Annotated in this window: 18 protein-coding genes; 15 read left to right on the top strand and 3 right to left on the bottom strand. The window is 66.8% G+C overall.

Translation table 11 applies throughout. From position 1 onward, the window contains the following. The 12 genes from ACIQC0_RS13365 (at nt 1) to fdxA (ending at nt 12,849) form a co-directional block, all read left to right on the top strand. Nucleotides 1–1,311 carry an MFS transporter gene (locus ACIQC0_RS13365; protein ID WP_400535610.1) on the top strand — a complete coding sequence of 437 codons (1,311 nt, stop codon included), beginning with the start codon at nt 1–3 and terminating at the stop codon, nt 1,309–1,311. Between the two features lie 52 nt (nt 1,312–1,363). Next, entirely contained in the window at nt 1,364–2,620 is a 1,257-nt protein-coding gene (locus tag ACIQC0_RS13360) for an aminopeptidase P family protein (protein WP_400535465.1), read from the top strand. A gap of 73 nt (nt 2,621–2,693) precedes the next feature. Then, nucleotides 2,694–3,539 (top strand): IclR family transcriptional regulator, encoded by an 846-nt coding sequence (locus tag ACIQC0_RS13355; protein WP_400535463.1) that lies wholly within the window; start codon nt 2,694–2,696, stop codon nt 3,537–3,539. A 120-nt stretch (nt 3,540–3,659) separates the two neighbouring features. Then, nucleotides 3,660–4,265, top strand: a complete 606-nt coding sequence (locus ACIQC0_RS13350) for a helix-turn-helix domain-containing protein (protein WP_377214258.1) — start codon at nt 3,660–3,662, stop codon at nt 4,263–4,265. Nucleotides 4,266–4,429: 164 nt separating this feature from the next. Next, nucleotides 4,430–5,761, top strand: a complete 1,332-nt coding sequence (locus tag ACIQC0_RS13345; protein WP_400535460.1) for an MFS transporter — start codon at nt 4,430–4,432, stop codon at nt 5,759–5,761. Nucleotides 5,762–5,773: 12 nt separating this feature from the next. Continuing rightward, the gene (locus ACIQC0_RS13340; RefSeq protein ID WP_377214907.1) at nt 5,774–7,138 is read left to right on the top strand and encodes an FAD-dependent oxidoreductase; all 1,365 of its coding nucleotides are present in this window, start codon (nt 5,774–5,776) and stop codon (nt 7,136–7,138) included. After that, a complete protein-coding gene (locus ACIQC0_RS13335; protein WP_377214260.1) occupies nt 7,135–8,394 on the top strand; it encodes a CaiB/BaiF CoA transferase family protein in 1,260 nt (419 codons plus the stop codon). Before ACIQC0_RS13340 ends, ACIQC0_RS13335 begins: the two co-directional genes overlap by 4 nt. Further along, the gene (locus tag ACIQC0_RS13330; RefSeq protein ID WP_400535458.1) at nt 8,391–9,230 is read left to right on the top strand and encodes an enoyl-CoA hydratase-related protein; all 840 of its coding nucleotides are present in this window, start codon (nt 8,391–8,393) and stop codon (nt 9,228–9,230) included. The genes ACIQC0_RS13335 and ACIQC0_RS13330 overlap by 4 nt, the downstream gene beginning before the upstream one ends. 55 nt (nt 9,231–9,285) lie before the next feature. Continuing rightward, complete coding sequence (locus ACIQC0_RS13325) at nt 9,286–10,233, top strand: dihydrodipicolinate synthase family protein (RefSeq protein WP_400535456.1); 948 nt, start codon at nt 9,286–9,288, stop codon at nt 10,231–10,233. Beyond that, nucleotides 10,233–11,021 carry an SDR family oxidoreductase gene (locus ACIQC0_RS13320; protein ID WP_400535454.1) on the top strand — a complete coding sequence of 263 codons (789 nt, stop codon included), beginning with the start codon at nt 10,233–10,235 and terminating at the stop codon, nt 11,019–11,021. Before ACIQC0_RS13325 ends, ACIQC0_RS13320 begins: the two co-directional genes overlap by 1 nt. A 25-nt stretch (nt 11,022–11,046) precedes the next feature. Continuing rightward, complete coding sequence (locus ACIQC0_RS13315; RefSeq protein ID WP_400535452.1) at nt 11,047–12,522, top strand: aldehyde dehydrogenase family protein; 1,476 nt, start codon at nt 11,047–11,049, stop codon at nt 12,520–12,522. Nucleotides 12,523–12,525: 3 nt separating this feature from the next. Continuing rightward, nucleotides 12,526–12,849, top strand: coding sequence for a ferredoxin (gene fdxA / locus ACIQC0_RS13310; protein ID WP_400535450.1), 324 nt, complete (start codon nt 12,526–12,528; stop codon nt 12,847–12,849). On the opposite strand, the gene ACIQC0_RS13305 is transcribed toward fdxA, so the two are convergent. Then, nucleotides 12,846–14,474 (bottom strand): PucR family transcriptional regulator, encoded by a 1,629-nt coding sequence (locus ACIQC0_RS13305; protein ID WP_400535448.1) that lies wholly within the window; start codon nt 14,472–14,474, stop codon nt 12,846–12,848. The two genes, fdxA and ACIQC0_RS13305, sit on opposite strands and share 4 nt — an antisense overlap. A 108-nt stretch (nt 14,475–14,582) precedes the next feature. Between ACIQC0_RS13305 and ACIQC0_RS13300 the strand changes: the two genes are divergently transcribed. The 3 genes from ACIQC0_RS13300 (at nt 14,583) to ACIQC0_RS13290 (ending at nt 17,990) form a co-directional block, all read left to right on the top strand. Beyond that, nucleotides 14,583–16,193, top strand: coding sequence for a purine-cytosine permease family protein (locus ACIQC0_RS13300; protein WP_400535446.1), 1,611 nt, complete (start codon nt 14,583–14,585; stop codon nt 16,191–16,193). A gap of 88 nt (nt 16,194–16,281) precedes the next feature. Further along, a complete protein-coding gene (locus ACIQC0_RS13295; protein ID WP_400535444.1) occupies nt 16,282–17,229 on the top strand; it encodes a polysaccharide deacetylase in 948 nt (315 codons plus the stop codon). A 107-nt stretch (nt 17,230–17,336) separates the two neighbouring features. Continuing rightward, entirely contained in the window at nt 17,337–17,990 is a 654-nt protein-coding gene (locus ACIQC0_RS13290) for a GPP34 family phosphoprotein (RefSeq protein WP_400535441.1), read from the top strand. 304 nt (nt 17,991–18,294) lie between these two features. On the opposite strand, the gene ACIQC0_RS13285 is transcribed toward ACIQC0_RS13290, so the two are convergent. Then, on the bottom strand, nt 18,295–19,995 hold the full coding sequence (locus ACIQC0_RS13285; RefSeq protein ID WP_400535439.1) for a DUF5671 domain-containing protein: 1,701 nt from the start codon (nt 19,993–19,995) through the stop codon (nt 18,295–18,297). Next, nucleotides 19,992–20,459 (bottom strand): hypothetical protein, encoded by a 468-nt coding sequence (locus tag ACIQC0_RS13280; RefSeq protein WP_400535438.1) that lies wholly within the window; start codon nt 20,457–20,459, stop codon nt 19,992–19,994. Before ACIQC0_RS13280 ends, ACIQC0_RS13285 begins: the two co-directional genes overlap by 4 nt. Nucleotides 20,460–20,473: the final 14 nt, after the last annotated feature.

Raw genomic sequence — 20,473 nt, 5'->3', positions numbered from 1 at the left:
ATGACTGATCCAGCAGGTGCCGTCACTGTCGACGAACCCAGCAGGCAGACCCGCCGACGGGTAGTGGCAGCCAGCTTCATCGGCAATTTCGTCGAATGGTTTGACTACGCCGTCTACGGCTATCTTGCTGTCACCATCTCCACGGTCTTCTTCCCGGAATCAGATCCGCAGACCGCGCTCCTGCTGACCTTTGCACTGTTTGCGATCTCTTTCTTCGTTCGTCCCTTGGGTGGCTTTATCTGGGGCCATATCGGAGACCGGGTGGGCCGGCGGACAGCGCTCTCCCTGTCCATCCTGATCATGTCAGGGGCTACGTTCTGCATCGCCCTCATCCCGGGTTACGACACCATCGGCATTTGGGCGCCGATCCTCCTGCTGATCATCCGGGTGGTCCAGGGGTTCTCGGCCTCCGGCGAGTATGCCGGAGCTTCAGCGTTCCTGGTGGAGTACGCCCCTGCCGGCAAGCGCGGCCTTTATGCCGCAGTTGTTCCGGCCAGCACGGCAGCCGGCTTGCTCCTCGGGTCCCTCATCGCTGGCCTCCTGACCTCGGTGCTGACAACCGACGCCCTGCACAGCTGGGGCTGGCGCCTGCCGTTCCTCCTGGCCGCACCCATGGGGCTGATCGGGCGCTATATCCGCAACAAGCTCGAAGACACTCCGGTGTTCCGCGAGATGGCCCAGGAGGATCACGCCGTCAAGGCCCCTGTGTCCAGCCTCTTCCGCAACCACTGGCGGCAGCTCCTCCAGGCCGTGGGTGCCGTGCTGCTCAACGCAGTGGGCTTCTACGTAATCCTCAGCTATATGCCCACGTACCTCTCCTCCGAACTGGGCCTGGGCGAAACCGAGTCCTTCCTGGCAACGACTATTGCGCTTGTCAGCTATATCGGCTTCATCTTCCTGACCGGCATGCTTTCGGACCGTTTCGGCAGGAAAAAGGTACTCATCAGTGCCTCAGTCACCTTCATTCTGCTGACCGTACCGGCCTTTGCGCTCTTGGGAACTGGTGACTTCCTGGTGATCGTGCTGGTCCAGATCCTGCTCGGCGCCATGCTGACCCTCAATGACGGCACGCTACCCAGCTTCCTGGCAGAAATGTTCCCCACCCGGGTCCGCTACAGCGGCTTTGCTGTCAGCTTCAACCTCTCCAACGCCCTCTTCGGCGGTACCGCCCCATTCATGGCAACGCTCCTCATCGCAGCGACAGCCAACGACCTCGCGCCGGCCTGGTACCTGGTCGCCGCTGCAGTGGTCTCCCTTGTCGCGGTGGCGCTCTCGCGGGAAACCTGCCGGGAAGCGCTGCGGCACGAATAACAGACTTCCTCTTCCGTCTCACGTAACTGCATTACAAGAAAGGCACCACCAAATGACCATCACTGCCGAAAACGCCTCCTCCGTCGCCGAACTCGAGCGGCTCAAGGTCCTCCACAACGGCTCAAAAGGCAAGCTCACATTCTCCGACGCGGAGTTCGAGCGCCGTCTTGGCGGCCTGCGCCGGATCATGGCCGCCAAGGAGCTCGACGCGGTCATCCTGACCAGCTACCACGGCATCAAGTACTACTCCGACTTCCTTTACACCACCTTCGGCCGCAACTATGCCCTGGTCGTCACCGCCGACGACTCGGTCACCGTTACCGCCAACATCGACGCCGGCATGCCGTGGCGCACCTCGTACGGCGAGAACATCGTCTACACCGACTGGCGCCGCGACAACTTCTACTTCGGACTCCAGGAGGCCCTGCGCCAGCGCGGCGTCAAGGCAAACCGTCTGGGCGTCGAGGACGACTTCCTGCCCGGCCTGACCCGCGAGAAGATCGCCGCCGCGTTCCCGGGTGCCCAACTGCTGGACATCTCCCAGGACGCCATGCGCCAGCGCATGATCAAGTCCGCCGAAGAGATTGAGGTCATCAAGCACGGCGCCAGGATCGGCGACCTCGGCGGCGAGGCCATCCGCAACGCCATCCGCGAGGGCATCTCAGAGTACGAAGTTGCCCTGATCGGCACCGAGGCGATGGTCCACGAGATCGCAAGGACGTTCCCGGACCGCGAAGTCCGGGACACCTGGGTCTGGTTCCAGTCCGGCATCAACACCGACGGCGCACACAACTGGGCCACCACCCGCAAGCTGCAGCAGGGCGACATCCTCTCGCTCAACTGCTTCCCGATGACCTCCGGCTACTACACCGCCCTGGAGCGCACCCTCTTCCTCGGCCAGCCGGACGAACGCTCCCTGGAGCTGTGGAACATCAACGTCGAGGTCCACAAGCGCGGCCTGGAACTGATCAAGCCCGGCGCCGTCTGCAAGGACATCGCCGCTGAACTGAACGAGATTTACGTCAGTCACGGACTGCTCGCCAACCGCACCTTCGGCTACGGCCACTCGTTCGGCGTTCTCAGCCACTACTACGGCCGCGAAGCCGGCCTGGAACTGCGCGAGGACATCGACACCGTGCTCGAGCCAGGCATGGTGGTCTCCATGGAGCCCATGATCACCGTCGCTGACGGCCAGCACGGCGCCGGCGGCTACCGTGAGCACGACATCCTGGTCATCGGCGAGGACAACTCGGTGGAGAACATCACCAAGTTCCCGTTCGGACCCGAGAACAACATCGTCGGCGCATAGGCGCCGTAGCAGCGGGAAGCGGCGCCACGGTAAGTGGCGCCGCTTTCGGCGTCTCCGCTGAAGATAAGGAAAGATGATGGCTACCATGACTCCAGCAGCAGCTAAAGAAACCAGCGGCGGAAATCCGAAGCACACAGAAACGAACGGCGGGACGGACGCCAAAGGCGCATCCGTCGTCGTCAACGCCATTGCGGTGCTGAAGACCTTCTCTGCCGAGGAGCCGCTCCTCGGGGTCACCGAGATCGCCAACCGGGTGGGCATGCACAAGAGCACCGTGTCGCGGATGCTGGCAACCCTGGAGCAGGAGAATCTCGTGGAGCGCGACCCGGAAACCCGCAGGTTCCGGCTCGGCCTGGGTCTCATCGCCGTCGCAGGGCCGCTGCTGGCGGAGCTGGATGAACGCCGGGTCGCTTACCCGGTGCTGCGCCGGCTCACCGAGCAGACGGGGGAGACCAGTGCCCTGATGCTCTGGAACGGTGACGAGGCCATCTGCGTGGAGCAGATCGCAGGTCAGCATCAGATCAAGCACACCACGCCGCTCGGCGCCCGCTACCGGGACGCCCTCAGCGCCTCCGTGCAGGTATTCCTGTCGTCGCTGCCCGCCGAAAGGGTGCGGGAATTGCTGCGCAGCGGAACGATCAGCTTTCCCGGGATGGACGACGCCGGCCTGGCCGCCTACCAGGAGCGGCTGCACCAGGTCGCGGCGCGGGGATGGGCGGAGAATTACGGGGAGACTTCCATGGACGAGGTGGGCGTGGCCGCCCCCGCGTACGACCACCGTGGCGACGTGGCCGCCGTCGTACTCATCCCCGCCCCGCGCTTCCGTGTCTCCCGCGAGCGGCTGGAGGACCTGGGCGAGGCCTGCGTGGCCGCCGCCGCGCAAGTGACAACGCGCCTTGGCGGCCGCGCTGGCACGTAGCACGGCGCCGGCTCTCGGGTCCTCGCCAGAGGATTTTCAATATAATTAGGAAAAATCGTTGACGAGCGCAAAATCTTCACTATAGTTGTGTGAGTTAGCTCACCAAGCGAAAGACGGCCGATGACCATCGAGAGTAGCACCGCTGCACCGCCAGCCACCAGCGAACTGCTGGTGACGGTTGGCAACAAGGTGCGGTCCATGCGCAAGGAAAAGGGCATGACCCTGGCCCGGCTCTCGGAGATCACCGGACTCAGCCAGGCGATCGTCAGCCAGATTGAACGAGGCATGGCCAACCCGTCCTTCACAACCCTCGCCCAACTGGCCCACGGACTGGACATTCCGGTAGGAAGGTTTTTCCTGGGACAGGACCAATCCAAATCCCCGGTCGTCCGGAAATCGGAACGGCGCAACCTGCAAAACGTGACCCGCGAATCCGTGGGGGAAGCAGTCCACGAACTGCTGACCCCGGACCGCGGCGGCACTATTGAGGCGCAATGGATCAGCACGCCCCCAGGGCACGACACCAGCGCAACACCCTTTACCCACAGCGGGGAAGAGTTCTGCTTCATTATTTCGGGCCGTAAGGACGTCTATTTGGATGGCGTCTGCTACAGCCTGGAAGAGGGGGACTCCATCACCTACTCCTCGGAGATCCCGCACTGGTACAAGAACAGCTACGAAGAGGTATGCGTAGCCATTTGGGTCAACGCACCACACGCCGTATAGGCGGGCCGGCCCCCGCCGGCTCCCGCGTTTACCCGTAACTGTCCCGGCCACACTCCGTGGCCGCTGACACTCCTTGCCACCTTCGCACCATGCGCCTGCATCAACAGGCGTTACTGCGTCATACCCTCCCACGCCCTCCGGGGCGGCAGCGTAAGGACATCCCCATGCTCGATACCCAAACGACGGACAGTGTTGTCCCGTCACCCCGACCCACCGACTCATCCCCCCTGAAGCCTGGGCGCTTCACCCCCGAAGTCCGCAAGGGCCTGCTGGGCCTTGGCCTCGGCAACGCCCTGGAATGGTACGACTGGATGGTCTTCGGGCTCCTGTCGGCCTTCATCGGACCGAATTTCTTCCCCAACACCGAACCGCTCTCGGCCACACTCAGCGCCCTGGCCGTGTTCGCCGTCGGATTCGCTTTCCGTCCCCTCGGCGGCATCCTTCTGGGGACCCTCGCGGACCGGATCGGACGCCGCCGCGTGATGCTGTTGTCCATCATGCTCATGGCCGGCACCACACTGGTGATTGCCATCACGCCCACCTACGCCCAGATCGGTGCCTGGGCCGGCATCATCCTGCTGGTCTGCCGCGTGCTCCAGGGCATTTCCACGGGCATCGAAGCCCCGCTGTCTACGTCCCACGCCCTGGAACTGGCGCCCGAAGGCCGCGAAGGTTATGTCGCCGGCCTGATGAGCTTCTACGTCAATATCGGCATTCTGCTGGCGTCACTGATCAGCTTCCTGTGCAGTCTGGTCCTGGGCGGTGCCGTCATGGCCGAGTGGGGCTGGCGCGTCCCGTTCATCATCGGCGCCCTCTTCGGCTTCGTTGTGCTGTACCTGCGCCGCGCCCTTCCAGAGACCCTCAAAGCCGAGGAGATGGCCAGCAACACTCCCCGCGCCGTCTGGTCCGGAGTCCGCAAGCACTGGCTCTCCGTACTGGCCATCATCTTCGTCGTGGGCGCGGCCCAAGCGTACAACTACGCCTGGAACGTGGGCCTGCCCAGCGCGGCCCGCAGCGGCTTCAAGGAAGACCCCACCGCGGTTTTCGCACTGACGACCGTCCTGGGCATCATCCTGGTGGCCGGCAGTTGGGCTATCGGCAAGTTTGCAGACGGCCGCCAGATGTCCCGCTGGTTCCTGGTCACCCGCATCCTGGCCATCCCGTCAGTCTTCCTCATGCTCCTCTATGTACAGCCGGGCATCGGCGGCTTTGCCGCGGTCCTGCTGGGGGGCTCCGTCGTCCTGGTCCTGAACATGACCCTGTACAACGTGGTCAGCTCGTCGCTGATGCCCAAGAACATCCGCGGCACCGGTGTGGCTCTCGGCTACGGAATCGGCGTTGCACTCTTCGGTGGCACCGCCTCCTACCTGCTGGTCTGGCTCCAGTCGCTAAGCCTTACCTGGGTCTTCCCGGTCTACGTCGCCGTCCTCTCTACCCTCAGCATCGTCTTCTACATCGCCGCCCGCCGCCGCAACGGCATCTTTGTAGGGAAGTAAGGAAGCACCATGATGAATTCACTCGAACTTAGTACCACGACGGCGGACCTGACCGCGCCCGTCATCTCCCGTTCCAACGTCCTGGTAGTGGGCGGTGGTCCGGCAGGCGTCGCCGCCGCTGTGACAGCTGCCCGCTCCGGTGCCAAAGTGACGCTTCTTGAGCGGTACTCATCCCTCGGCGGTCTCGCCTCCGGCGGCATGGTCCTGGTCCTGGACGACATGATCAATGGCCAGGAGATCACCGTCACCGGAATCGTTTCCGAATATGTGGAGCGCCTGCAGAAGCTGGGGCTGGCAATCGTGCCGCCGGCCGACGACAGGAAGACGTCCGAGGAGCTATGGAACAAGTGGGGCCGCTACGGCACCTTCGACTTCCACTCCCACACCACTCCCAAACCCGTCTGCTACGCCGCCGCCTTCGACCCCGACGGCTGGAAGCGGGTTTCCAACGATCTGGTCCGCGAAGCCGGAGTGGACCTGCGCCTGCACTCCTGGTTCTCCCGCCCCATCGTGGACAACGGAGTGATCAAGGGCGTCATCTGCGAAACCAAGCTGGGTCCGCAGGCCTTCATGGCGGACGTCGTCATCGACACCACCGGTGATATTGATGTCGCCTCCCGTGCCGGTGCCAGCTATGCAAAGGACAACTACCTCACCACCCTGGTCTTCCGGCTGGGCAACGTTGACACCGCGGCGGCAGAGGCGTTCGAGCAGGCCAACCCCAAGGAGGCCCGCGCCATCAACCGTAAAATCAAGCGCCTCCTCGGCGGCGCCTGGGAGCTGTGGTGGCTGAAGACCCCCATCGACGGTGTGGTCTGGTGCAACGCCCCACACATGACCGGCTTCGACGGCGTTGACCCGGCGGATATGACGGCGGCAGAGTTCGCTGCCCGCGACCGCATTTCCGAGGCCGTGGACTACGTCCGCGCCAACCTGCCGGGCTTCGAAAACTGCTACATGCTGGACGTTGCCTCACAGATGGGCGTACGCCAGACCCGGTTGCTGCAGGGCGAATACGTCATGACCAAGGACGACGTGACGCAGCGCCGCCACTTCCAGGACAGCGTTGCCCGCGGCCGCGACTACTACTACCCGTACCGCTCGCTGCTGCCCAAGGAGGTGGATCAGCTCCTTGTCGCTGGCCGGCACTACTCGGCCACCCCGGAGGCGCAGAAGATGTCCCGCGAAATCCCGCCCTGCATGGCGATGGGCCAGGCCGTGGGCGTCGCCGCAGCGCTCGCCGTCGAAGGCAACGTCCTGGTCCGGGACGTATCCGCCGTGGACATCCAGCAGGGGATGCGCCGGCACGGTGCGGACCCCGGCGACGTCCCGTCGTCGAACGCCACCGTGGATACCGAAGCGGCGGTTCCGGCATGAGCACCGTAACGGCAGAACGTACGACGGCGGCGCCCGCCACCGCGGCCCCGGCCGCCGGGGAGGAGCAGACGGCCACCCCCCTGCCGCTGGACGGCATCAAGGTGGTGGATTTCACGCAGGTCTTCATGGGCCCGTCGTGCACCCAGATGCTGGGCGACTACGGTGCGGACATCATCAAAGTTGAGCGCCCGGGCGCCGGGGACATCTCCCGCAACTCCTTCCCTGACAAGGACGGCCAGGACAACCCGATCTTCCTGTCCATCAACCGCAACAAGCGGAGCGTGTCCATCGATACCCGTACGGAAGAGGGACGGAACGTCCTGCACGTCCTTATGGCGGACGCCGACGTGGTGGTCAGCAATTTCCGGTCAGGCGTGATGGAGCGGATGGGCTTCGGTTACGAGGAACTCAAGAACGAGAACCCCGGCATCATCTGGGCTTCGGGCACCGGTTTCGGTCCCGTGGGACCCTACTCGCACAAGGGCGGCCAGGACGCCATTGCCCAGGCGTACTCCGGCGTCATGTGGCGCCGGGAGTCCGAGGACACCAAACCGGCCATCTACCCCACCACCCTGTGCGACTACATCACCGGCATGCACCTGATGCAGGGCATCCTGCTGGCGCTGCGCACCCGGGAGACCTCCGGAGTCGGGCAAAAGGTCGAGGTGACCATGTACGACTCCATGCTGCACCTGCAGATGCAGGAGGCCTGCATGCAGCTCAACCGCGGCTACGAGGTCAACTGGGGTGCCATGCCGCTGAGTGGCGTCTTCGAAACCACCGACGGCGCCGTCTGCATGGTGGGCGGTTTCACCCCGGACCCGCTTGCACGGATCTCCGAAGCCCTGGCCTTGGACGAGGACCTGACACTGCGCCCCGAGTTCGCCACCCTGGAGCAGCAGTTCGCCCATAAGCCCGCGCTGCAGTCGATCTTCCGGGAGCGCATCGCCACCAACACCACGGAGTACTGGACTTGCAGGCTCGAGGAACAGGGGGTGCTGAACGCCCCTGTTCATACCCTCGAACAGGCGCTCGCCGATGCCCAGACCGAAGCGAACGGCATGATCGTTGAGGCCGAACACCCCGGCGTCGGAACGGTACGGATGCTGAACGCCCCGATCCGGCTCTCAGCCACCCCGCCGAGTGTCCGCCGGGTGGCGCCGCGCCTGGGCGAGCACAACGTGGAAGTGCTGCTGGAGAACGGCTTTGATGAGGAAACCATCGCGCGCCTGCAGCAGCTGGGAGTCCTGCGATGACGGCGGTCTCCGTGGACGGTGCGGCGGTGGGCCGGACGTCCGCCTCCGCACCCGTTGACGAGGTCACGCTCACCATCGAGAACCACGTGGCCACGGTGGTCATCGACCGCCAGCACGTCCTCAACGCCGTCGACGGCCGCTCTCAGGACCGGCTCAATGAGATCTGGGAGCAACTCGAAACCGACCCCGGCGTGCGCGTCGTGGTGGTCACGGGAGCCGGGAACCGTTCCTTCTGCGCCGGCGCCGACATGTCCGCGGACGCCATGGACAAGACCGGCCTGGAATACTGGGCCGGCCTGGACCCGAACGGTTTCGGCGGCCTCAGCCTCCGCACCACCCTGGACGTTCCCGTCATCGCCCGCGTCAACGGCTACGCACTGGGCGGCGGCATGGAAATGGTGCTCGGCGCCGACATCGTAGTGGCCGCGGATACGGCCCGCTTCGGGCTCACGGAACCGCGCGTCGGGCGCCTGGCGCTTGACGGCGGCATCCACCAGCTTGTGCGGCGGGTCCCGTACACCCAGGCCATGGGAATGCTGCTGACCGGACGGAAGGCGGACGCGGCGGAGATGCAGGCCATGGGGCTGGTCAACGAGGTGGTCACGGCCAACGAACTCGACGCCGCAGTCCAGCGCTGGATTGACCACATCCTCGCCTGCGCCCCCACGTCCGTCCGGGCAGTCAAACAAATGGTCACGCAGACCGGACACCTTTCGGCGGCCGAAGCGCGCGGACTTCGGCTGCCGGCGCTCATGGCGGCCCTGGACAGCGAGGACTCCTCCGAAGGGGTACGCGCATTCCAGGAAAAACGGGCGCCCGTGTGGCCCGGCCGCTGACCGTCCACCCGGAGTAGCTCCGGTAGCAACGGCCCTCGATCGAAAGGAAACAACCATGCCGCAGTCTTTCGCGCCCAAAAACGGGCTCCGTGAAACCCTTCCCGCCGGTGTGTGGGGCGTCGTCGCCACACCGTTCCAGGGCAGCACCCTGGACGTGGACCTGGACAGCCTTGCCGGGCTTGTGGAGCACTATGAAACCATCGGCGCCACAGGGCTGACCGTCCTGGGCGTCTTCGGTGAAGCGGCCGCCCTTACTCCGGCTGAACGGCGCCAGGTCCTGGAAATCGCCGTCGAATGCTCTGACCTGCCCCTCGTCGTCGGGGTCACCGCCCTGGCGACGCGGCCGGCCATCGAGGAAGTCCGCGCCGCCCAGGAGGTGGCGGGCGTCCGCCTCGCTGCCGTGATGGTGCAGGCCAACTCGCCCAGCGCTGAGGTGGTGGCCGCCCACCTGGACGCCATTCACCGTGCCACCGGTGCCAACATCGTCCTGCAGGATTATCCGCTGGCCAGTGGCGTGGCCATTGCCGCGACATCCCTGGCTGCCGTGGTGTCGGCATGCAACTGCGTTATCGCCATCAAAGCCGAAGCACCGCCCACCAGCGTTGCCATCGCGGAGCTGACCGCAACCGGCGTCCCCGTGTTTGGCGGGCTTGGCGGGCAGGGCCTGCTCGACGAACTCCTGGCCGGCGCGGCAGGCGCCATGACCGGCTTCTCGTACCCCGAGGCGCTCATCGCCTGCGTCCGGGCTTGGCGGGAGGGCGGCTACGAGGCGGCACAGCAAGAGCTGCTGCCGTACCTTCCCCTGATCAATTTCGAACAGCAGCCCAAGGTTGCGCTGGCCATCCGCAAGGAATGCCTGCGTGAACGGGGCCTGATCAAGGATGCCGGCGTCCGGGCACCTGCTGCCGGGTTCCCGGAAAACCTGCGTGCTGCCATGCAGACGCACCTCGCTGAGGCAGCGGCCGCACTGGAAACAGCACAGACCCCCCAAAGGAGCTTCTGATGGACCTTGGAATCACCGGCAAAACCGCACTGGTGGCCGCCTCGACCGGCGGTCTGGGCCTGGCCGTGGCCCGCTCCCTCGCGGCGGAAGGCGCCCGCGTGGCCATCGTGGGCCGGCGACGCGATCGCGCCAAGGAGATCGTGGCTGAGCTGCAGGCCGACTATGGAGCTGAGGCTGCCGCCATCGAAGCCGACCTGACCACGCCGGAGGGAGTCGAAGCCGCCGTCGAACAGACCGTGGCGAATCTGGGCCCGGTGGACATCCTTGTCCTCAACGGACCAGGCCCCAAGCCCGGGGCCGCAGCGTCGTTGGGCGCCGGGGACATTGCTGCCGCCTTCGACCTCCTGGTCAAGCCGCACCACGCCCTTGTTTCCAGAATCGTTCCGGGAATGCGTGAACGCCGCTGGGGCCGGATCCTCGCTGTCGGTTCGAGCGGTGTGGTGGCACCCCTGCCCAACCTCGCAGTGTCCAACACCGGGAGGGCGGCCCTGGCCGGCTACCTCAAGACCCTCGCTGCCGAGGTAGCCCTCGACGAAGTCACCGTCAACATGCTGCTGCCCGGCCGCATCGCCACGGACCGGGTGGCCGAACTCGACCAGGCAGCGGCAAAGCGGCGCGGCACCACGCCCGACGCCATCCAGCTCGAATCCCGCAAGACGATACCAGCCCGCCGCTACGGCGAACCCGCCGAATTCGGAGCCGCCGCCGCGTTTCTCTGCAGCGCCCCGGCGTCGTACATCACCGGTGTTGCACTGCGGTGCGACGGCGGCCTGATCCGCAGCCTCTAGCCCCCAGACCTACCTAAGGACAACCATGACTTCCCCAACGCTTGATGCCGCCACCGACCTGAACGCCACCGCCACCGCGCAACATCTCATCAACGGCACGTGGTGCGGCCAAGCCGCAACCAGGCGGATGAACCCCGCCCAGCCGGACCAAATGGTGGCTTCGTCCCCGAGCGGCACAGCGGAAGACGTCGCGGCGGCCATCGCCGCGGCAGTGGAGGCACAGCCCGCCTGGGCCGCCCTGCCCGCGCCAGCACGCGGCGCGGTCCTGCTGGCTGCCGGCGACCTGCTGATGGACCGCCAGTCAGCCATCGCCGAAGACCTGGTGCGGGAAGAAGGCAAAACCCTCGCCGAAGCCAAAGGGGAGGTCAAGCGTGCCTCGGACGTGCTGCGGTTCTTTGGGTCCCTGGGGTGGGCGGCCACCGGCGAAGTGCTGCCCAGCGGCCTGCCGGACACCACCATCACCACCCGCCGCGAGCCGCTGGGCGTGGTGGGCCTCATCACCCCGTGGAATTTCCCCATTGCCCTTCCGGCCTGGAAGATGGCCCCGGCCCTGATCAGCGGCAACACGGTCGTCATCAAGCCCGCCGAGCTGACTCCGCTGTCCGCTACGCACCTGGCCCGTGCCCTGCAGGACGCCGGACTGCCTGCAGGCGTTCTCAACGTGGTCCATGGCAAGGGCCGGGTAGTGGGGGCGGCCCTGGCACATGACCCGCGGATTGCCGGGCTATCCTTCACCGGGTCCACCGCCGTGGGCCTCGGTCTGCAGGAAGTCCTCAACGCCCGCCGTGCCCGCGTGCAGCTGGAAATGGGCGGTAAGAACGGCGTTCTGGTGCTCGACGACGCTGATGCCGTCCGGGCAGCGAAAGTTGTGGCCGCCGGTGCCTTCGGGCTCACTGGACAGGCCTGCACGGCAACCTCGCGGGTGTATGTCACCCCGGGCATCCGTGCAGCATTCCTGGAAGCACTCGTGGCCGAAGCCGCCTCCTACGTTCCCGGCAACGGCCTTGACGCGAATTCGGCCATGGGCGCCGTGGTGAGCAGGCAGCAACTGGAACAGAACCAGGCAGCGGTGCGCGGCGCCGTCGAACGCGGTGCCACGCTGCTCCATGGAACGTACGACGGCGATCCCTCCGGCCCGCTGCTCTTTGCTGCCGCCGTGCTCACCGGCCTGCAAGCGGACGATCCCGCCGTCACGGAGGAGATCTTCGGCCCCGTGGTGGCGGTCCTGGAAGTGGCCAATTATGAGGAAGGCCTGGCAGCCATCAACGACTCCCGTTACGGACTCACCGCCGGCATTTGCACGGATTCCCTGGCCCGCGCCACGGACTTCGCCGCGCGGGCACAAGCGGGCGTCGTGAAGGTGAACCGGCCCACCGCCGGCCTGGACCTGAATGTGCCGTTTGGCGGTGTGAAGGATTCATCCACCAACACCTTCCGCGAGCAGGGCAGGTCCGCCCTGGACTTCTTCACCTGGGGCAAGACCGTCTACACAGGCGTCTGAACCGTGGTGTACGTGATTGCGCAGCCGTGCGTGGACGTCAAGGACAAGGCGTGCATCGAGGAGTGCCCCGTGGACTGCATCTATGAAGGCGCGCGCTCACTGTACATCCACCCCTCCGAGTGCGTTGACTGCGGCGCCTGCGACCCGGTCTGTCCGGTGGAAGCCATTTACTACTCGGACGACGTCCCGGACGAATGGGCTGACTATATGGGGGCAAACGCAGCGTTCTTCGAGGAACTGGGGTCCCCGCAGGGCGCCGCGGCGCTCGGGAACCTGGGCAGGGACCATCCGGTGGTTGCGGGTGAACCCCGGAAGGTAGCCGTCTAGGGCAGGCCTGCCAGACGGGCTGCCAGGTGCAGCGCGGCAAGCCGGCCCGTTCCCCGGGGATCCCCGCCGCACAACTCGAAAATCCGTTGCAGCCGGTGATGCATCGACTGCCGTTCCAGGTGCAGCTCCCTGGCCGACTGCGCCGTGTTGCAGCCCGAGTCCAGCCACACCTGCAGGGTCTCCAGCAGCTGGGACTGCCGCTGGGCATCATGGTCCAGCAGCGCCCGCAGCTGGCGGTGGACGAACGCGTCCCGGGCCGAGGCGTCCAGGGCGGTCAAGGCCAGGCTTTCGACCGCAACATCCCCCGCATCGATGACCACGAGGCCGCGGGCCGGATAGCTCCGGCGGCGCGCTGACGCCGTGCGGCGCCGGAGCTGCCGCACCTCCAGTGCCCGGCGCGCTTCGGCAAGGGACCAGGCAGCCTCCGCAACGCTGCCGGCCAGGGGTCCCACGGAGATCACCGCATCGTGATCCCCTTCCAGCTCCCGGAGCGATGCCAGGAGCTGCCGCCGTTCGGCAGCGGTGTCGGTGCAGGGCAGGCCGATCATCACCACCAGCTCGGCCTCATCCAGGTAAGCAGCGTTGGGAATCCGGTGCGCACCCAGGAGGGCCTCCATCGCGCCGCGCAGTTTCTGCGGCGAGGCCGCGTGGACGGCCGCCACCACGGCCGGGGAACTGGCTGGGAAACCGGCGCCGGGGGCGAGCTGTTCCAGGCGCCACTCCGGCGCGGATGTGAGCACGGCGCGCATCAGCTCCGCACCGGCGAGGGCATGCAGTCCTGGCGGCGTGTGCTGCAGCAGAGCCAGCCCGAGGATGTCGACGGCGCGTTCCCCGGCCACGTGCGCCAGCGCCGCATCGGCGCCCTCCGGCACCCGGACCTCAAGCCGGCCCATCAGCACACCCCGCACGGCAATGTCCACGGTGACCAATTTCTCCCCTGCCACCTCCTCAAGGTGGTCCTGCCCGCCTGCCGGCGCGCCGGCGTCGTCCGCTGACTGGGCAGCGGGGGAGTCCCGCGCCTGATCCGCTGCAAGATCTGCCGGATGGGGGTTGTGGCCCTCCGGCACTGCACTGCCCAGGATGACGCCCCAAGGTGAAGTGAGCTTCACCGCGGAGCCGGTGGTCCCCGCCAGCACGTCCAGGATCCTGTCCAGGGATGCGCCATGGGCGAGTTCCGCCGCCATGGCCCGGGTTGCCGCATCCGCCTGCTGGAGGTGCCCTACCGACTCGCTGACCAGGATGGAATTGATGGCCTGCATGACGCCCACAAAAGGCACCACCTCGCGGAGTTCCACTACCGGCAGCCCGTGTTCCCGGGCCTTCTCCAGCATGCCAGGCGGAATCTCAGGCAGGACCCCGCCGGTTTCGATTGCAAGGGCGGCCACTCCCCGCTGCGCCAGGTCCTGAACGTAGGCGGCGCGCTTGTCCGGCGTGGCTCCGGCCAGGGTGATGCCACCGCAGAGCAACAACTCCCCACCGCGCAGGAGCGGTGCAATGTCCAGCACCTCGCTCGAGTGGACCCAGCGGACTGGATCTGCCGCGACGTCCCTGCCAGGCGCGTGGAGCAAGGGGTCCGCAGCGGCGAGTGCTGGGTGGGCGAGGATCTCGCCGAGGGGAACCGACATGACATTCCGTAACGTAAGAAAGGGATTTGCTCGACACATAGTATCTTGTTCCCTGTGATGGGGGCCACATAGCCTTTGAGTACCTACCAATCCTCACGGAGGCCCCCTATGCAAGAAGAGCTTTCCACGGCAGCGCAAAGGCGCGCTGCTTCCGATGCACCCGGCCCCGGCGCCGCGCACATAAACGTCCACGACGGCGCCGAGGACCATGAAGCATGGCTCCAGCCCATCCCGGAATCGGCACGCACCACCAAGGTGTCCGGACAGTTCTGGATCTGGGCCGGCGCCAACCTCGCTCCAATCAACTGGGTGCTGGGGGCACTCGGTATCCACCTTGGGCTCGGCTTCGCGGACACCGTCACCGTCCTGGTGCTGGGCAACCTGATCGGCATGCTGCTGTTTGGCTGCTTCGTCCTGCTTGGCCAGAAGACCGGCGCCACCGGCATGGTCCTGGCCCGCGCCGCGTTCGGTCGGCGTGGAAACTACCTCCCCGCCGCCATCCAGGCGCTCCTGGTGATTGGCTGGTGCGCCGTGAACACCTGGATCATCCTGGACCTGGTGATGGCACTGTTCGGCACCCTCGGATGGGTAGACCCGGACGCGCACAACTACGCCTGGAAGATCGCGGTTGCCACCGGCATCATGGCCGCCCAGGTGGCCATCGCCTGGTTCGGTTACAAAGCCATCGCCGCCTTTGAAAAGTGGACGGTGCCGCCCACCATCATCATCCTCGCCGTCATGTCCGCCGTGGCCTGGTTCGGCATGAAGATCGACTGGACCTATGCCGGCCCTGCCGGGAACATCCTGGAAGGCTCCGAGCGCATCGCTGCCATGAGCGCGGTCATGACCGCTATCGGCATCGGCTGGGGCATCACCTGGTTCACGTACGCCGCCGACTACTCCCGCTTCGTCAGCACCTCCGTGCCCAAGAAGAAGGTCTACCTGGCCTCGGTGCTGGGGCAGTTCATCCCGGTGGTCTGGCTGGGCATCCTCGGCGCCAGCCTGGCCACGAACAGTGGCGAGGTGGACCCGGGCAAACTGATCGTACAGAACTTCGGCGTCCTGGCACTGCCTGTCCTGCTGATGGTCCTGCACGGACCCATCGCCACCAACATCCTCAACATTTACACGTTCTCGGTTGCCACGCAGGCGCTGGACATCACCATCAGCCGCCGGAAATTGAACCTGTTCGTCGGCGTCTTCTCGCTGATCGCCGTCGTCTTCTTTATCTTCCAGGAGGACTTCGCCGCGGTGCTCGACGCCTGGCTGATCGGCCTGGTGGCCTGGGTGGCCGCCTGGGGCGGGGTCATGCTGGTGCACTACTTCTGGCTGGACAAGCGCTGGCCCGGCAACCCGGAGCGGCTGTTCGACGGCGTCGGGACCCGCAGGCTTCCGGGCATCAACTGGGCGGGCATCACCTCCCTCCTGGCCGGCATCTTCGCCACCTGGCTGTTCATGTACGGGCTGATTCCGGTCATGCAGGGCCCCATCGCCGTGGCCCTGGGCGGCTGGGACCTGTCCTGGCTGGCCGGCGGACTGACCAGCGCAGCCGCCTACGCAGTCCTCGGCCCGCGGCAACACGTCCGCTACCTTGAGGCGACCTACCAGCCCAAGTCGGCAGCCGGCCGGGACGGCACCGGCCGGGACGGCACCGGCCGCAACGGCGCCGGCGGAAGCCAGGATCCTGAGTCCAGCATCCCGGTACTGCCCGTACCCTAACCGCCAGCCGCAACCACCGGGGCGGGCGACGATGCCCGCCCCGCTACTGGAGGCGGGCAACGCCGCCCGCCCCGCGAAAGGATCCTCTGTGAACCACCCCGCCATCCCGGACCTGCTCCATCCGATCACCTGGCCCGACGGCGCCAAGGCAGCCGCGTCGTTCACCTTCGACGTGGACGCCGAGTCCTGCACCATCGCCCACGACCCCTCCACCACGAAGCGCATGTCGCTGATGACCCACCAGTCCTACGGGCCCAAGGTGGCGGTGCCCCGGCTCCTGAAGATCCTGGAGCGGCAGCAGATCCAGGCGACGTTCTTCATCCCCGGCTTCACCGCCGAGTCCTACCCGGACGTGGTGCGCGCGATCGTGGACGGCGGGCACGAGGTGGCGCACCACGGCTACCTGCACGAACCCATGCAGGGCATCGACGCCGCCACCGAGGCCAGTTACATTGACCGGGGCCTGGAAGCCCTGGCCAAGGTGGCCGGCGTGCGCCCGGTAGGGTACCGGGCACCATGGTGGGAGCTGAACTGGCACTCACCCGGGCTGCTGGCGGACCGCGGGTTCCTCTACGATTCGAGCCTGCTCGACGGCGACGCGCCCTACCGTTTCGCCGTCGCCCCGGACGATCCCAGGGACCTCGTGGAGATTCCCGTGGACTGGGCGCTGGACGACTGGGAGCAGTACGCGTTCTACCCCGGTGTCACCGGCAGTGGAGTCATCGAAAGCCCGGCAAAGGTGCTGGAGATGTGGACCCTCGAAGCCGAGGCACATCACTCCCAGGGCAGCTGCTTCGTCCTTACCAACCACCCGTTCATCTCCGGCCGGCCATCCAAAACCGTGGCCCTGGAGCAACTGATCGAACGGGTCAAGGGCATGGACGGGATGTGGATCACCACCCTGGACAAGATCGCCGAGCATACCAAGGCGACCGTCCAGGCAGTCCACACCCACGCCCGGATCGAGGTTCCGGTCTTCGCCGGCGCCGGGGCCCGGTTCCAGCCCGGCGCCGTCCGGGAGCCTGCGCTGCAGTAGCGCCGGCGCGTCACGCCTCAGGCAAGCGGACGACGGCGGGAGGCACCGCCGTCGTCCGTCTTTCTGTGCCATTGTGGTCACCGCGGGAGGGGCGCACCATGGGTGGTATGGATGCGGAAACTCCGAAGGCTGCCAGGCTGAACCTGCCGCAGGCCTTCCTTCTCCTGGGAACAAATGACGCGGATGGAAAGCCGGAAATTCCGGTGTTCGCGCTCCGGACCGGCCTGGCGGGGGCGATCCTGGCCGAGCTCGACCGGAGCGGTGCCGTGGAACTGCGCGGAAAGCACGTCCGGGCTACGGGGACCGCCGCGCCCCCCAACCTGGAGCACGAACTCGAGCTCATTCAGCACAAGTCCCGGCCGCATACGCCCAAGCGATGGGTGTCGATGCTCGAGGGGCGCGCGGCGGTGCAGCGTGTTTTCGAGAGCATGGCCCCGCTGGGGATCGTGGAGCGGACCGGCGAGCGGCATCTGGGCCTGTTCCGGACCGTCCGGTATGCCGAAAAGGATCACGGGCCAAGGGCCGCGCTGGTCAGGGACCTGGAATTGGCGCTTGCCTCGCGTGCTGGATCGCCCGTGCCGGACCCGCGGCTCCTTGCGCTGGTAGGGCTGCTCGAAGCCTCCGGCCTGTTCGGCAAGCTCTTCCCTGAGGCGGACCGCGTGTGGGCCGACGAGGTGGCCAAGGACTACTGGCCTTCCCGCGCTGTTGAGGACGAGCTTCGGCTCGTCAGGCTGGCCGAGGAAGAGGCTGCAACCCTCTAACGGGCCCCGGAATTGCGGGCAGATACCCCCTAGGGTATTATTTTCAGCGGAGGCGGGTACTTGCCCGCCACGCGAACCCTATGGAGGACTCCTATGTGCCGAGTGGCAACGTGCCAGAAATGCTCGAAGGCAACCTGGGCTGGTTGCGGCAACCACGTGGACCAGGTCATGGCCAATGTCCCGCAGTCCAGGCGCTGCACCTGCTCCACGGACACAGCCCGGCCATCCGGCGGCGGCTTCAACTGGTTGGCCAGGCTGTTCGGCCGCTAACCGCCTCCTCCAAGCCTTGCTTTAAGGGCAGTGGTCAGCGGGCGGCCAAGGGGACCACTTCCAGCCTCGGTCCGGGGCCCAGGAGCACCAGGACGTGCGCGGCCGCAACATTTTCCACCGCCTCCGCGACCCGTTCCACATCCGCCCCCGGAGGCGCCGCTACCGCGGAAGGTGCCGCGCCGCCGTCGTCCGCCCTGAGCCACACGGTGACCCTGGCGCCCCCGGTGGCTTCGGCGATGGCCCGGGCAAGAGCGTCGGGAGCATCGGGCGACGCAAGACCCGGCGGGAACCCTGTGACCAAGGTGATCCGCTCCACCGTGCGCTTTCGGGCAGGCGCGGCCGCCGCAATCAGCGCCCGGTCCCGGCGCCACAGCGCGAAGTGGTAGCCGGCCACGAGGCCCGCCGCCACCAGCAGCCCCAACTGGGCGCGGATACGGTCGATGAAGCTGCCGCCGGTGACGTCGCCCAGGACGAACTCAAACAGCCGGTACCCGATCACCAGCAGCGCGATCAGCGCCACCACGGCGCTGACGCCGAAGAACGCCACGAGGTACATGCGCCGCCCCGGCGGAATTTCATCCGCCGTCGTCGGCTGCCGCCGCGGCCTCCACGAGAGCCACCACACCGGCCCGCCCACCAGGAGCGAACTGATTCCACCCAGCAGGAGCGTGCGCGTGGCACCGCCGGCCAGGGGGGAGACCATCGCTGCAAGCAGCGCGTTGACAATAATTCCGACGCCGGAGGCGGTCGCCGCGAGCGCCACCGCCGAGGTTGCCAGCAGGCCCGCGCGGCGGGTGGAGAGCGGGCGGCCGGTCGAGACGGTCCGGTGGTATCGCCACACCACGGCACCGATCAGTGCTCCGGCGATTGCCGGCGCCAGGGGCTCGAGGAGCTCGTTCATCGGCTCGCTCCGGTCGAACGCGAGGCGCAGCAGGACGAACAGGATGACGCCGAACCCGGCGAGGGCGGTGATCCCGGCCAGGAACACGCCGACCAGCACGATGATCACGTCCACCAGCCCGGACTTGAAGGTCCTGCCGCCGTCCCGGAACCAGTGCCACCACCAAACGGCCGCACCGCCCACAGCCCACACGAGCGCCTGGACCGCCGGTCGCCACCAGGGCTCGTAGGCGGCGAGGAGCGGGAGGCCGCGGATGGCGGCGTCCAGCACGGCGGAGAGGGCGACGATCGCTGCCGCCGCTCCCAGCACCAGGCCAAAAACGGTGCCGACGACGGCCCTTACGTCGTGCAGGTGGTCCGACGGTTTGGTGCGGTTGGTCCACATCCAGCGGTGCCACAGCCAGACGCCCGCCCACACGATGGCGTTGGCCAGCAGCGGCTGCCAGGTGTTCCCGTACGAGTCGACGAACGATGCCACGAAAGCGAAGAGCGACGTGCTGAAGATGATGAGCGAGACGGTGTACATCAGGGTCAGGTACAGGCCCCACTCCACTGCCCGGCGCTCGGCCTCGTCGCTGAGCCGCTTCCAGCTGAACCACCACAGGAGCAGAGCGAGCGGACCGCCGATCAGCGTGAAGGCCAGGGCGAGGGCAAGGCTGGCCACATCCGCCGAGGCCAGCGTGCTGGGTGCGGCGAAGAGGCGGGTCAACAACCCCGAAAGGCCGTTGGCCATGATGACCACCAGGGCGAACAGCAGCCCGTACTGGATCAGGCGGCGCAGGGTGGCCAGCGAACTTCCCGCCCGGTGGACGGTGACGGCTGAGGGGGCGCTCATCGCTTCACCAGCGGTCCGTCGCACGCCTGCAGGACGTAGGGTGCTTGGTCGATCAGCCATTTCCCGTCGACCTTCGACAGCCGGAAGGAATCCTCCATCTCGTACTCGGACGGACCGAAGGGGCCATCCTGCGCTGAGTGGACGATGGACACCCGGACCGTGGCGGAATCGGGCCGTTCCGTCGTGGACACCAGCACCACCCGGGAGGGCCGCGGTTCGCCGGAGTAGTAGCCGCCGCCGCACATGCTGCGGGCGTTGTCGGTGAGGTAGCTGTCCGCGGTTTCGGTATCGCCGTCGATCACGGCCGTACTGTACTGCTGGACCACCCCGGCCGCGCTCGCCGGGTCCAGCGGCGGGGGTCCGCCGCGCGTAAACACCACGGCCAGCGCCACCACCACCAACAGGCCGACGACGCCGAGCAGCGCCAACAGGATCCGATCAGGTTTTCGCGGTGTCTCCTCCATGCGCCCAGTATGTG

The organism is Pseudarthrobacter sp. NPDC092419 (assembly GCF_044755045.1).
Classification (GTDB): domain Bacteria; phylum Actinomycetota; class Actinomycetes; order Actinomycetales; family Micrococcaceae; genus Arthrobacter.
Note: the sequence above shows the minus strand (reverse complement) of the source record. Positions and strands in the feature narration are given on the sequence as shown.